Source organism: Robertkochia solimangrovi, assembly GCF_007279655.1.
Lineage (GTDB): Bacteria > Bacteroidota > Bacteroidia > Flavobacteriales > Flavobacteriaceae > Robertkochia > Robertkochia solimangrovi.
The window spans coordinates 141,314-155,237 of sequence record NZ_QKWN01000006.1 but is presented as its reverse complement, the minus strand read 5'-3'; the positions used below and the strand labels follow the sequence as shown (position 1 = coordinate 155,237).

Genomic DNA, 13,924 nt, shown 5'->3' with positions numbered 1-13,924 from the left:
GAGAAAGTAAATGAGAAGGTATATTTATCGTTAATAAACCTCTGTTCGCTGAAATTTCAGCAGTATGAGACTCCCATATTCTTTAATGTTGTAGCATTTTATGAGCGTAGATAATTCCTATTCCATAGGCACCACCATATCGTTTAACAAGATCAGTAACGGCAACATAGGTTTCCTGTCTGGCCCAGTCCCGTTGTAATTCCAGTAGATATTGAATGGCAGTCATGGGTTTGGCTCCTGCCTGGATCATCCTGGCAACGGCCTGCTCGTGTGCTTCAACGGACACATCTCCACAGGCATCCGTGATTACGTAAACCTCGTACCCATCATGAATAGCTGACAATGCCGGGCCAACAATACATACACTGGTCCATAAACCACCGAGAACAATTTTCTTTTTTCCTTTAGAAGTGATTGCCTTATGCGCATTTACATCCTCCCAGCTATTCATGGTAGTACGATCGATGTAATTTGAAGTTGCTTTCGGATAGAATTCTTCGATTTCAGGAAATACAGGTCCACTGAAGGATTCCTCAGCTACAGTGGTTACCACGGTAGGTACTTTGAAGATCTTGGAAGCTCCGGCGATCATCGCTGTATTATTTCGTAGGGCATCAATGGTTATGTTCGTGGTGGCAAATGCCATCTGACTCTCATGATCTATGAGAACAAGGGTGTGATTTTCCGGGTTTAGAAGTTCCGGACTGGGTTTTTGAGAATATGCGAAAGAGATTGTTATTCCCAGCATTAATGTTAACATTAGATTTTTCATAATTAATGGTTGTTTTAGATTAATAGTTTTTGGTTATTCTTTGATGAACTGAAGATCTATCAGGAGGCGGATTTCCTCACCCACCAGTACGCCACCGGCTTCTAAAGCCGAATTCCAGTTTAATCCCCAGTCTTTTCGGTTTATCTTTCCACTCATGGAAAAGCCTGCCTTAAGATTTCCCCAGGGATCTTTTGCAGTGCCCATAAATTCGGCATGCAGTGTAATTGGATTTGCTATTTCTTTGATGGTAAGGATACCTTTCATAATAAAATCATCGGAGTCAGAATCTTTAAATGAAGTAGATTCAAACCCGATAATTGGAAATTCTTCCGCATCGAAGAAGTCACCACTTCTCAGGTGTGTGTCCCGATCACCGTTTCCGGTGTTTATAGATTTTGTCTCACCCTTAAAGGTGAATATGGCATCCTCAAAATCGTCATTATCACTTTCGACACTGGCTTCGAATTTTTCAAATTTCCCTGAAACGTTAGTGAACATCATATGTTTCACTTTAAACCCGATCTCTGAATGAGTCGGATCAACGATCCACCTGGTTTTAGTCTTTGTTGTCATCGTTTGAATATTTAAATGGTTAAAAGAACATTGCGAATGATCCACATTATTTAAACATATACAAATGTGTGTCAGGATGGATTCAAGACCGATGCCAAAGACTAAAAATCCGTTATATCAGGGTCTTTTAGCGTAAATGAAGTTTTTTAGGTGGTGTTATTTCGTAAATCGGCGACTATTGAAGAACCAAAAAATGAAGATTTCACCGGATTTATTGTAGGAGTTATAAAGAAGTGGTTTGATTTTCAGGAATGAATTTTAACCCTTATTATCCATGTTTTTTCAGGTCATTTCCGGCGCACAGAATTCGATCCTTAGATGAACGCCGTTTTCATTGTTGACGGTAAGCGTTCCCTGTATTTGATCGCTCAGTCCTTTTATCAGATTCATTCCGAGTGAATCAGACTCTAAATAGTCGTTCTCTTCTTTAAATCCAATACCATTGTCACTGATTACAAGCAGATAACATGATTTCGTTGTCTTGGTTAGCTGTATATCGATCACACCCTTATAATTTTTTGGAAAGGCATGTTTAATCGAATTGGTGATCGCCTCATTGAGAATGAGTCCTATCGGAACCGCAAGGGCTTGCGTAAAATTTATAGGATCGGTTTTATAATTGAAAGTAATGGAATGCGTGCTATCGAAACTATCCCGTAAATAGCCGACCAGATCATTGATATAAACCTGCATGTCGATAGTATTCACATTATTCGTGTTATACAGACGCTGATGGATCAGGGATATGGTATATAAACGTTGCTGACTATTACGGATAGCAGTGAGCGCTTCTTCATTTCTGATATAATTCGATTGGGTATTCAAGAGACTCATGACCATTTGAAGGTTGTTCTTTACGCGGTGATGAACTTCCTTTAATAACCATTCCTTATCATTCACCATATTTTGAAGCGTGATATTCTTTTGATCGATCTCATTTTTCTGACTGAGCAGGATTCTATTATTTTTTTGCTTGTTGGAATACTGGTGCCAAAGCAATAACAGTATGATCCCAAAAAGAAACAAAGTGCCCAGCGTAAAGTTCTTCGAAATATTTACCTGCTTTAACCTGGCTTCCTGAGTTTTTTTCTCTTTTTGCAAAATATGGATCTGATTTTCTTTGCGTTCAGACTCATATTTAACCTGCATTTCAGCGATCTGCTGACTCATTTTTTCATTGAAAACCCGATCGCTAAGCTCTTTATACTTTTGGTAACTGTGGAGTGCATCCGGATAGTTTCCCATTGCAGAATCGGTTTTGAACAGGAGATGATAAAGATCTTTTTCCCGGGCAAGGGCGATGATCCCTTCCGGAAAATTCAAAGCCTTTGTAAGATAGTATCTCGCATCCTGAAATCTATTTTGATCCAGATAAAAGTTTCCCATCTCGAGATTCGCTTCGGAAATGAGTATTTGATAGGTTGCAGAACCAATACTATCATAAAGTTCAAGTACCAGTTTAAACTGATCCTCTGCTTTTCCAAATTCCTTTAGGGCACAGTGAACATAAGCCTTAGCCTGCAGCAAAAAGATCTTTTGCTGCATAGCTGCAGGCGGGTATTTACTTTCAAAGTCCCTGATCAAAATCATAGCATCTTTCGCCCGGGAAACCGCGATCATTTCCTTGGTCAGATAATTGATATAGCGATAGATACTGCTTTCCTGTCTGCTATTGTTAATTTCCCATTCATAGATCGCTCTTTTATACCATTGGATACTTTCTTCGTGGTTCCCGATTTCACGATAAATATCGCCGATCACGCTGTAATAAAGGGAGGCACTGGGCAAGTTCTCGGTATTTTCAGCGATATCTTTAGTTTTTAGTGCATATTCCAATGCCTTATCCAGATCGCCATTCAACCGGTTTGTAACGGCGAGCAGATAATACACTTTATCCACCGGCTGATATTGCAGGGAATCATAGCGATTTAATACATTTTCCAACACACGACTGGCCTCTGAAAGACGACCCCGGTTGAGCAGAAGATCTCCTATATCTTTTAAAACGTGCGTCTCCTTGAGTTTTAAACCTTCTTCTCTGTATATAACAATCGCTTTCTGATAATATTGGTCGACATAGGAATATATGGTTTTATTTCCGGGATGATGAATAAAGATCACTTTTCCCAGTTGATACCATGTGTCGGCGATCGCCTCTCTGTTGCCTATACTGTCATTTATGGTGACGGCTTCCTGGAAATAATAAATTCCTTTGTCAAGATCATTTTCAAATATATATATAGTTCCAAGTCCGATATAACTCTCGGCCAATGCCGGTAGATCATTCTTTTTAGAGCTTAAAAGAATTGCCTTTTCGAAACTAAATCGTGCACTTTCTACCGCTTCATTTTCGGTAAATATTCTTTTCAGATCTTGCTCTCCTTTGTTGAGATAATAGTTTATGGAAGAAAGACTGTCAGATTCCTGTGAAAGGCTCCTGTCAGAGAATGTGGGTGCGGCATCGGTTGAACTTCCGGGTACAGCATACATCCCCTGAAAAATTAAGATTAATAGTCCGAATATTTTGAATTGAGCCTGCCACATAGGAATAGAAATGAATTAAATGTACCTCAAATAATGAACAGTTGCAATTGCATTCTTCATTCAGGTTATTGGTGGCTGTTCTTAGTATGGAACAGCGGGATAAAATAAAAGCTCATCCGTTCGATGAGCTTTCGGAAAATTGATCGATAAACTAAATGTAAGTATCATTAGATTATTCAGGATCTTATAAAATCGAGCAGATCTTTATTGATTGTAGCTGCCTCAGTAGTTGGCATTCCATGCGGGAAACCGGGATAGGATATCAGTGTACCTTTTTTAAGCAGCGTGATTCCTATTTTAGCGGAGGTTTCAAAGGGTACGATCTGGTCATCCTCACCATGCATTAGCAACACGGGTATATCCACACTTTTAAGATCTTCTGTAAAATCGGTTTCTGAAAAGGCTTTTATACAATCATATTGAGGTTTAATACCACCCATCATCCCCTGACGCCACCAATTATCGCGTACTCCCTGAGAGATTTCAGCACCTTCCCGATTATACCCGTAGAAGGGTAACGTGATATCCTGATAGAACTGAGAGCGTTTGGTTGCGGTATTCAGGCGGATTTCATCAAAAACTGAGATGGGAACACCTTCAGGATTTTTATCGCTTTTTACCATTACCGGCGGAACAGCCCCAATCAGTACTGCTTTTGCTGCCCGACCTTTGCCATATTTAGCTACATATCGTATGACCTCACCACCTCCGGTAGAATGTCCGATGTGGATTGCATCTTTAAGATCAAGTGCTTCTACCAAAGCAGCCACGTCTGCGGCATAGGTGTCCATTTCATTTCCGGAATACGTTTGACTCGAACGACCATGTCCGCGACGATCATGTGCGATGACCCGATACCCTTGTTCAAGAAAGAACATCATTTGAGCATCCCAGTCATCACTGCTTAAAGGCCATCCATGGTGAAATACCAGGGGCTGTCCGGACCCCCAGTCTTTATAGAAGATCTCAACCCCGTCTTTTAATTTTAGCTTTTTCATATTGATTATTTTAAAGTTCCTGTTTTGATATATGTGGTCTTATAAGCTATTTTTTCCTGCTTAAGATCTTAAGAAAGAGTAATACTTATATTTCGCGATCATATTGAATGTTCTGTGATCAATGCATGCCATAAACATGCCATTACAGGAATGTCGGTGAATTTTAGGGGAGAAGGTGTTTAGGAGTACTTTTAATTAGCGATATATCGTTAATTATCGACTATTTTAGTTCAATTCCTGTTCATGATACGGAAAAAAATGTAAATAAGGCCTGATATTCAGTGATTTTTAATGACGGCTGATTTTTTGTTATAGCATAGTATACTCCGATATATTTTCTGAGTGAATGAGCCTTGTTTTTAAAATTAGCTTAATTTTAATAGCAGGATCTCAGACCAGACAGCCAATAAACCCGTTTATGAAAAAGAAATTACTAATAGTCGAAGATGAATTCATTGTAGCAAATGACCTGTCATTGATCTTAAAGAAAGCGGGATATATAGTTACTGGTATTGCAGGATCTGTCAGATCAGCCAGAGATCTTATCGAAGATTCAAGGCCTGATATGGTGTTATTGGACATATCCCTTCATGGCAAACTGAACGGGATCGATCTTGCCAGAGAATTAAATGAAAAATTCATACCCTTTATCTACATCTCGGCAAATTCCAATCGCACCATTCTGGAAGAAGCCAAGTCTACCCGGCCGAATGGTTTTATCGTAAAACCTTTTCGTGAAAAGGATGTGTTGGTTACGCTGGAGATCGCTTTCTATCACCATCAACACAGCCTCGAATATTGGGCCGGGCAATATCGTTCTCTTGAGGACCGGCTTCAAAAGTTGGTCGCATCCTCAGATAGGGATCAAATGTCTGTCGTCAGAGCTTTTCAATCGGTAATACCTTTTGACTTTTGCTATATAGATACCTTTTCAAAGGGCGATTCAACAGGATATCTGCGAATAGGGTTCAACGAATATCAAAAACTGGGAATTTCGGAGATCAGAAATATTACAAAGGTCAGTTTTACAAATGAAGCGGATAGGATACTTCCGAAAGCACCTCAAATTCTTGATGATCATAAAATACTTGCAATAGGAAATGATGGATCGGTACATAGTGTAATGATCGATCATTTCCGGTTGAGATCAGTAATGATACTACCCTTACTAACAGACCAATCGCCAGTAGGGTGTGTTTATTTTTACAGCAGGTTGAATGAAGCATTCTCAGCGGAATTCCTGAATATTTTGATCGACCTTCAGGAAATCATTAATAAGATCCTTCTTGAGGATACGAGACCAATCACCAAGCACTATTCTTTCGATACACAGATAACAATGAACGAAAGCCGGGTAATTTCGGAGGATGAAGTTGTGTTTGATAAAATGGTTGGAAAAAGTCCATCCTTATTAAGAGTTTTTGACCTTATCAGAAATGTAGCTCCCATGAACACTTCTGTATTGATCCTGGGAGAGAGTGGTACCGGTAAAGAATTGGTGGCTTCAAGCATACATGCCAATTCCTCCCGCGGTAATAAACCCTTCATAACTGTGAATTGTGCAACGTTTCCTGAAAATCTGGTAGAATCAATTCTTTTTGGACATGAAAAGGGAAGTTTCACAGGAGCAACCAATCGTAGCATTGGTAAATTTGAACAAGCAGATCAGGGGACCATCTTCCTGGATGAAATAGGGGAGATGCCACTCGAGATGCAGGTAAAGTTATTACGGGTATTACAGGAACGTGAATTTGAGCGAATCGGAAACAACACTCCGATCAAGACCGATGTACGCGTGATCGCAGCTACCAATAAGAACCTGGAAGAAGAGGTGGCTGCAGGCCGGTTCAGACTTGATCTGTATTATCGTCTTTATGTATATCCTATCGACCTGCCTCCTTTAAGGGAGCGAAAAGAGGATATTGAATTATTAGTATATCATTTTATCGATAAGTTCAAGGCTTCTTTACAAAGATCGGTTCGGGTATCGGACCACGCGATGAAAAAATTTAAGGCTTATAGCTGGCCGGGAAATATTCGGGAACTCGAACATACCATAGAAAGAAGTATACTGTTAAGTCGTAATGGTATCATCGAGGATGTGAAATTTCCTGAAATTGGTATCACCGGGTCTGACTCCGGTTTTTCACCTGATAGTTTCAAGGCCCTTAAGGAGGTTGAACGGGAGTATATCTTATCTGTCCTTAAAAATTGTCATGGCAAAATTTTCGGTGCAGGTGGCGCCGCGGAGATATTAAAGATTCCTACCTCTACTTTAAACTCCAAGATCAAGAAGCTGGGAATTCGGAAGGAAGAGATCTATTCGGGGAGAGAGGAAGGGTAGGAGATTCACTAGCGGTAAAGCTGTGAGAGAACTTTAAGGGGGATACGGGTAACTTCAACATCTTCCTTATTCGTGGCGTAGGCCACATAGAGGAAATCATTCCAAATAACAGATTTGGGATAACTATAACCTGGTCGTTTGTATTTTCCTTCATGTCTCATGGGTTGAAGGTCTTCTTTACCATCCCGGAGCAGAAAGGCTTTATCGAAATGATATCCATCTTTACTCAGGGTGATCACCAGTGGAAACCGATTCTTATTTCCGGTAGGATTATTTACCATAAAGGCGATTCCGTCCGGAAGATTTCCAGCACTTTGTTTGGCTCTGGAATCTGGCGTGTCCACCATTACCGGGAGCGTCCAATGAGCACCCTGATCAAAACTGATGGAAGCTAATTTTTTAAAGGTGCTGTTCTGGTCTCTGAATACCATGACCAGTGATGTATCTTTCCGGAAGAACCAGGATGGCTCGATTTCTCTGCTCATAGCAGTTCCAGAAGGATTTAATGGCATCACTCCGGGAGTCCAACCGCTTATTCCGGATGGATCATCCGTATAAAAGGGGGTGATATGTAATCCGGGCTGTAGGTGAAATGCAGTTAGGATCCTTCCATCCTCCAAAAGCCGGAGGTCTTGTTCGATAATACCTTCTATGGGGTCCCCTTCACGATCAAGCACAGATTCAGGGGATGACCATGATGTTCCATCTTTAGAGATCATGTATTCGGTATATCCTCCTTTCGGACTGATCGAATCGGGCCATACATTGAGGTAGGCGACAAGTTGTGTTCCGTCACTCCACCAGCCACCGGAGGTTGTGATCCTGTTGGGATATGAAGGCGATAACGCTTTGGGAATGCTCCATTTTTTTCCATCAACACTTACCGAATAAACAACATGAGTATCCTGTTCGTCTTCATCTTTTGAGGAACATTGCCATTGCGCATAGAGCTTATCTTTAAAAGGAAAAAGAACAACACCATGATTATAGGTGTTTTCGTCAGGTTCGGGTCTGAAAATCGTAATTGTTTCCGCGGACTGTATTTTCGAAAGCCCCAGGGTTTCGGATTGTTTCAGATCAAAATTAATACTTACCGTAAAGGGAATGCTATCGAATTGGGAATAGGCACTAATACCCTTAAAAACAGCGAGTACGAGCAGGATCTTTTTAAGTGTAACAATGAGTCCGACAGGCATGGATTTGATAATTTAAGACCGTTAAAATACTAAATTCTTGTGGGTTGCTTTTCAATCAGGGGGAAGGGAATTCCATAATATACCTGATTTTTTGTTCGGAGCTCCTAAATGCAAAAAAGCACCGGCCACTAAGATACCCGGTGCTTTTTTAATGCCTTCAATATTGAATTTAATATCAGGACAGACTTTGTGCCAAAGCGAGTATTTTACCGGCAAGGGATTCTATGGCAGCTGCATAACGCTGATCCCATTCTTCCATGCGATCGGTGGAACCGAGCGATACTTCGTATTCAATACCGGGAAGAATCCAGGAAGCATAACCACTGAAAGGATCCGTCGAAGCATATAACGATCTGTACCAGGAACCGTAATACATTCCCTTCTCGTCGATAAAACTCTTTTCAAGGGCAATAAGTTGTTTATTGATGCTTTTTATTTCTTTTTTAGATAAGGAACCATTTCGGATACTTGCAGAAAGTTTGTCCTCCAGCAATGAAGCATTCTTTTCCAGAACTTCCATAGCTGCATCCACTTTGGTAAATCCGTTGAAATCACTTTGAATGGTTTTTACCTTTTTCAAGGCATTGTCGAAATGGTCTTTCAGATCAGTCGCATAGCGCTTTACATCATACGGTATCACATCAGCATTTGCCATGCGCAGGGCCATTAATCCTGCCCATTGTTCAATCGTTCCGCCCATTTTAAATTCGGGATCTACATAGGTTTCATAAAAATGAAAATCGTCGTAATTGGTATGATAGAGGGTAGGACCACCCGAACCACCGCTCAGCGATGGCACCCCCACATGCATATAGAAACCGATATGGTCTGAACCTCCGCCCAGATTCCCGATATTCGGTTGTTCTTTATCGCCTTTCCATTGATCAAAAAGCGATTTGTCGGTATAGGGATAATCCACTTTTTTAGCCATTTCGGTCATGATATTCTTTAAGCTGGGAGAGGAAGAGCCCCCAAAGTTCTTGCCGGAAACCCCTCCGTCAAAATTCATATAGGCAACGGCCTTGGCTCCTAATTCATCCTTCATCTGTTCAACCCATTCTGAAGAACCGATAACCCCGTGTTCCTCAGCATCCCAATGGGCTATCAGGATGGATCTTTTCGGAGAAAATCCTTTCTTTTCCAATTCTCCCAGGGCTTCACTCAGAGAAAGCAGCATAGCTGTCCCGCTGTTCGGATCGGTAGCACCAAATGCCCATGCGTCATAGTGACATCCCAAAATGATCCATTCATCAGGATAGGTACTCCCTTTAAAGGTACCCACAATATTGTTCACCCTTACAAAATCCTTTTTCTGGTCCACTTTTAAACGGATCTTTAGTTCACTCCCCCCATCCAGACGATAGGTGTAGGGCAAGCCTCCTTGCCAGCCTTTTGGAACCACCTGTCCGTTCATTCGGCTGATGATCTCTCTTGCCGAACCATAGGGTAACGGTAGTACCGGTATGGTGTGTAAGTCGGTTTTAGCGGGATCGAGGCGTTTCACCTTTTTCTTTCCATCAAGAGGAAGTGCGGGTTCAAACGGGGTAAGGGGATCTCCGGTATAATCTACCGTGAGAAGAGACCCACGTTGAATAGCACTCTCATTATAATACACTCCTTCCGGATAGGTGAGTCCTTTCATATAACCACTATCTCCGGGATCGGTAAAAATGATCAGTCCTGAGGCTCCATATTTTTCAGCGAATTTGGCTTTGTACCCCCGGAAGTTCCCTCCATAACGTGCCAGTACGATCTTACCTTTAACATCGATGCCCATTTCTGCCAATTTCTCAAAGTCTTCTTTGGTACCGTAATTGGCATATACAACCTCCGCAGTTACATCACCGCTTCCGGAATAGGCGTTCCATCCCTTCAGCAGGGTCGGATCCTCGGAAAACGGATCTTCAGGGAGAATATTTTCCTGCTGATTGAGCGGTAACCTGATCGGGGTGACCAGCTCCACCAGCGAAGTTCCGGCTTCCGGTGCCATATAGATGTCATAGGGATAACGCTTCACATCCATCCCCGCATTCCCCATAATCTGAGCAATGTAATCTGCAACCTTTTCATTGGCAGGGGTCCCTGCAATATGCGGTTGTTTGGTAAGCTGGCTGAGATGTTCGCGGTATTGTGGGAAATCAACGGTATTCAAAAATGTGGTTTCCAGATTTTCCTGAGCGGCTATAGCTGAAGGCGAATAGCCCGTCATTTCCTGCGCATTAGCGTATTGGCTCTGCAGTAATCCTGCGAAGGCAATAACAGCGGTGTTAAGGGCAAGACCCCAAGGTGTTTTTTGTTTCATAGTATTGTTAGGTGGTCGATATCACTGTGCTGCGACAATACCCGTGATTCAGTACTTTTTGCTGAATGCAACCGTAGTTTCACAAACAGTGAACGTTGAATTAGTATGCTTTTGATCTGATCTTTAACAAATGTATAAAACCATTTTATAGTATTCCTGATGCACATTTTAATTTTTTTCTGACTTCCTTTCTATATGTGAATATACTTCTTATATCATCCATAACCCTTAATCAGACGGAAGCTTCGTTCTTTTCCAATGATGATGTTATTGATTTTCATAGTAATTCAATAAAGATCAATAAAAGCCAATAAAAATCAGTAAACCGCTATTTATTAGAATTTTAGTAGCTAAAATTGTTTTTGATAAACTACTAAACTACTAGCATATGCTAAAAGAGATGAATCCAATATCATCATTCCTGAAGGATAAAATAGGTATAGATGCGGATAAAATTCACTATCAATTGCCACCGGAGCAACTTCAGAAAATGGTTACAAAATCCGGAATGGGAAAAGAATCGCGGGAAGGGGTTCTCATGATAAATACCGGTGAATTCACAGGTAGATCGCCAAAGGATCGGTATATCGTTTTAGATGATTTTACACGGGATAAGGTCAACTGGGGAGCGATTAATATTTCTGTTAGCAGCGATGAATTTTCTCTATTATATAAAGACGTTACCGCTTACCTGAAGGGAACTTTATATGTTAGGGATTGTTATGCTTGTGCTGACGATCGGTTTCGCATGCCTATCCGGGTAATTAATGAATTACCCTGGTCAAATCTATTTGTTTATAATATGTTTTTAAGGCCAAAATTTGAAGAATTGGAAGCATTCATGCCTGATTGGACGGTTATTAATGCCCCGGGATTTAAAGCAGATCCGAACGTTCACAATATAAGGGCGGCGAACTTCACTATTATTAATATAAAGGAAAAGATAATAGTAATAGGAGGTACCGGTTATACCGGTGAGATTAAAAAGGCCATATTCTCGGTTCTGAATCTTTTGCTACCACTGAACCACCAGGTCTTACCCATGCATTGCTCGGCAAATATTGGTGAATTTGGGGATACCGCACTATTCTTCGGATTATCAGGTACTGGTAAGACAACACTTTCTTCAGTGGCGAATCGTAAAATTATAGGAGATGATGAGCATGGTTGGTCGGATGCTGGCGTATTCAATTTTGAGGGAGGATGTTACGCAAAGGTGATCAATCTTTCGGCTGAAAATGAACCTGAAATATTCAATGCAGTTAGAAAGGGAGCCTTATTGGAGAATGTGATGACAGATGTTAAAGATGAGATTGATTATAAGGATACTTCCATTACACAAAATACACGAGTAAGTTATCCGATTAATTTTTTGAAGAAAGTGCAATTTCCATCGATAGGTGGAAATCCGAAAAATGTATTTTTTCTAACAGCAGATGCATTCGGGGTATTGCCTCCACTGTCCAGATTGAACTTGAATCAGGCTGCTTATTACTTTATTTCTGGCTATACCGCCAAAGTTGCTGGTACTGAATGCGGTATTACGGAGCCTCAACCTTCCTTTTCAGCCTGTTTCGGAGCGCCTTTTTTACCGTTGAATCCGGTAAAGTATGCGGCGATGTTACAAGATAAATTATGTCAAAACCAGGTAAAGGTATGGCTTGTTAATACTGGCTGGACGGGTGGAGTGTATGGTGTCGGCAAACGGATTCCTTTAAAATACACCCGGGCGATGATCAATGCGGTACTCGATGGTGACATGGATGAATTAACAGAAGAGAATTACAGAATACATCCGGTTTTTAAATTGTCGATGCCACTTTCATGCAATGATATACCTGAAAATATTATGAATCCGTGCCACAGTTGGAATAATATAGAGGAATACTACCGGGTAGCACGGAATTTGGCACAGGAATTTCATAAGAACTTCAGAAAGTTTAAAGGTGTCGTCGATGAGGCGATTTACCAAGCCGGACCGGAACTTTAATTTACCGGCAATAGTTATTTATGTACTGATCCTTTAGAACATAATTCTTTGTATAATCAACCAGAAATCTTCCCGTTCTGAACTGACAGTCAAAACTCAGCATATCTCCTTCTTCCACCAGATGAAAATCTTCCTTAGGTGCTACTGATGGATTACACATAACCGGCTTTGAGAAATCTTCAAGCCGGTTTCTTGCAATGGCATTTATTTCACCTTTAAGTTCCTTAAGAAGGTCTTTCGCATCCAATTTTGGAATAATTTCCGATTCTGCAAGGAATTCGATATCACGTCCGATGGTTTTTCCAGTTCGTTTTATCCTTGTGGAGTCGATCGTAAATTCGGTTTTGAAAAAGGTATGTACATAGGCCAATTTCACAAAATTCGGATTCAGTTCCAATGCTGACTCGTTATATTCCGGCCTTACTTTAGATTTAGAACCTTTTACTAAAAAGGAATCAATGGGATATTCTCTTTTGTCATACCAAATCTCATGCTTCTGATACTCATACCCTTCAAAAATGTTACCCTGTAATCCGCTTTTATCAGTACTGGTGGCATACATCGTTGCCTGTTTGGCTACATAGTGAAATCCATTTCTTTCACGGAAAAACGGAATTTTATATTCTTTTTCGAGTTCCCATTTTCCCTGATATTTATAGCAGGGATAATTACAATCATCTGGCAATTCTTTCAAAGTGATATAGGGTCTGATGTAATTATTTTCAAAACTCCATCTTAACATTTCATATCTGGAGGGGTTAGCCGGATGCATCTGGTCGATACTATTATTTCCCCGTAGAAGAAAGAAGGCAGAAGATGAAATAATGATTATGACCAGGGTTATCAAAGTAGCATATTTCCATTTAGAAGTTTGATATATCGATTTCGTACCGTCTAACCGATCAATTTTACGCTGAAGTTCGTTGACCCTTAATAATCGTTCCACATTAGATACCGCCCTCTGTAATTCACCTTCGGATGCCGTATTGTTAATCAGTCTGGAGAATTGAGAATCGCTGTAAAACAGATCTCTGGCAATTTTTGAATTACTGGTAGACTGAAATCGGTTGTTTTCCGGGCTAAACGTACCGTAGTGTTTTTCAAGTTTCGATATGAAGGCCTGGTGAAGGTTGGTCTGGTCATTCATGGTTTACTAAAAATTGGTAAAAATTGATAAAAATAATTAAAATGATAACAATTATGAT

General features: G+C 40.7%; 9 protein-coding genes. 2 read left to right on the top strand and 7 right to left on the bottom strand.

Features of this window, described 5'->3' with window-relative positions:
* Nucleotides 1-82: 82 nt before the first annotated feature.
* From DMZ48_RS08990 to DMZ48_RS08975, 4 genes are all read right to left on the bottom strand, one after another.
* Nucleotides 83-772 carry a hydrolase gene (locus DMZ48_RS08990; protein ID WP_143954802.1) on the bottom strand — a complete coding sequence of 230 codons (690 nt, stop codon included), beginning with the start codon at nucleotides 770-772 and terminating at the stop codon, nucleotides 83-85.
* Between the two features lie 33 nt (nucleotides 773-805).
* Nucleotides 806-1,345: a YceI family protein gene (locus DMZ48_RS08985; RefSeq protein WP_143954801.1), complete on the bottom strand. Its 540-nt coding sequence runs from the start codon at nucleotides 1,343-1,345 to the stop codon at nucleotides 806-808.
* A gap of 282 nt (nucleotides 1,346-1,627) precedes the next feature.
* The gene (locus DMZ48_RS08980; RefSeq protein WP_162558694.1) at nucleotides 1,628-3,835 is read right to left on the bottom strand and encodes a tetratricopeptide repeat-containing sensor histidine kinase; all 2,208 of its coding nucleotides are present in this window, start codon (nucleotides 3,833-3,835) and stop codon (nucleotides 1,628-1,630) included.
* A gap of 230 nt (nucleotides 3,836-4,065) precedes the next feature.
* Nucleotides 4,066-4,887, bottom strand: coding sequence for an alpha/beta fold hydrolase (locus tag DMZ48_RS08975; protein WP_143954799.1), 822 nt, complete (start codon nucleotides 4,885-4,887; stop codon nucleotides 4,066-4,068).
* Between the two features lie 418 nt (nucleotides 4,888-5,305).
* On the opposite strand from DMZ48_RS08975, the gene DMZ48_RS08970 reads away from it, so the two are divergent.
* The gene (locus DMZ48_RS08970) at nucleotides 5,306-7,231 is read left to right on the top strand and encodes a sigma 54-interacting transcriptional regulator (protein ID WP_143954798.1); all 1,926 of its coding nucleotides are present in this window, start codon (nucleotides 5,306-5,308) and stop codon (nucleotides 7,229-7,231) included.
* A gap of 8 nt (nucleotides 7,232-7,239) precedes the next feature.
* Here the strand turns inward: DMZ48_RS08970 and DMZ48_RS08965 are convergent, their stop codons facing one another.
* On the bottom strand, nucleotides 7,240-8,427 hold the full coding sequence (locus tag DMZ48_RS08965) for a sialidase family protein (protein WP_143954797.1): 1,188 nt from the start codon (nucleotides 8,425-8,427) through the stop codon (nucleotides 7,240-7,242).
* Nucleotides 8,428-8,602: 175 nt separating this feature from the next.
* Entirely contained in the window at nucleotides 8,603-10,729 is a 2,127-nt protein-coding gene (locus DMZ48_RS08960; protein WP_143954796.1) for a M28 family peptidase, read from the bottom strand.
* 388 nt (nucleotides 10,730-11,117) lie between these two features.
* Here DMZ48_RS08960 and pckA point away from each other — a divergent pair, with 388 nt between their 5' ends.
* The gene (pckA, locus tag DMZ48_RS08955) at nucleotides 11,118-12,719 is read left to right on the top strand and encodes a phosphoenolpyruvate carboxykinase (ATP) (RefSeq protein WP_143954795.1); all 1,602 of its coding nucleotides are present in this window, start codon (nucleotides 11,118-11,120) and stop codon (nucleotides 12,717-12,719) included.
* A gap of 1 nt (nucleotide 12,720) precedes the next feature.
* Here the strand turns inward: pckA and DMZ48_RS08950 are convergent, their stop codons facing one another.
* Nucleotides 12,721-13,866 carry a hypothetical protein gene (locus DMZ48_RS08950; protein ID WP_143954794.1) on the bottom strand — a complete coding sequence of 382 codons (1,146 nt, stop codon included), beginning with the start codon at nucleotides 13,864-13,866 and terminating at the stop codon, nucleotides 12,721-12,723.
* Nucleotides 13,867-13,924: the final 58 nt, after the last annotated feature.